We start from the raw sequence: 838 nt of genomic DNA, 5'->3' as shown, positions 1-838 counted from the left end.
GTCTGTCTGTGTATCGGGAGTATTGTTTTCGGTCATCTGCCTGTTCCTGTTGTGTGAGAAGGGAAGAAATGCAGAGTGACGGTCGTATGGTCATAGACTACCTCCAGAGAATGAACGCACCTGTCCTGTCAGAATGAAAAACAGAACAGGGATAAGGAAGGATGAGGAACAGACAGCTAAAGCTGTCAGGGAATAATCAGAAAGGATATTCGCCGGTTCATCATGGAAAGGATGATACCACAAAAACCACGCCATGAGAGCCGGGACTGGAAAAATTTCCCCAAAAGACCATTTTAAAGTAATAGTAAAAATATTCAAATAAATACTGCTTCAAAAACTTGACTTTTTGAATACATATTCCTTATTATGTAAATACAAAGGAAAAATCGTATTCAATATTGTATATTCAAAAGTATTTGAAAAAATAATCCCTGATTAACAATTTAAGGAGACATTCTATGAGTGAAATTACATTCCGCGCTGGAAACCTGACCATCCATCATATTTTTTCACCTGTTGAGGGGTTTGATGACATCGCACCTGGATATGTGGAGAATTTCAGGATATTCCTGCAATCCTCTAAAATTACAAAAACAATGCAGGAAGCCTATATTTCCGCATTGCGTGAATTCCCGGTATATCCCAAAAGCAACAAGCTTGAAGGCACGATAGAAGACCAAGCCTATAAATTATTAGATTTATATCATTCTGATGGCATCCAGACTATTCTGGACGTGCTCGCTCCTCAGATTATTGAAAAATATGGCGAAGACCAGTTATCCGTTTTCATAGTGGCTTTTCTGGAAGGCGTTTTAAGGGACATTGAAATCATAAAGGG

1 protein-coding gene is annotated in these 838 nt (G+C 38.7%); it reads left to right on the top strand.

The window, feature by feature from the left end; genetic code table 11:
- Positions 1–458: 458 nt before the first annotated feature.
- On the top strand, positions 459–838 hold a 380-nt coding region (locus HK26_RS12525; protein ID WP_143296364.1), incomplete at its 3' end, for a hypothetical protein.

Origin of the sequence: Acetobacter okinawensis, assembly GCF_002153655.1 — a bacterium.
GTDB classification, from domain to species: domain Bacteria; phylum Pseudomonadota; class Alphaproteobacteria; order Acetobacterales; family Acetobacteraceae; genus Acetobacter; species Acetobacter okinawensis_A.
The sequence above is the reverse complement of the archived record's forward strand: the minus strand, read 5'-3'. Positions and strand labels throughout refer to the sequence as shown.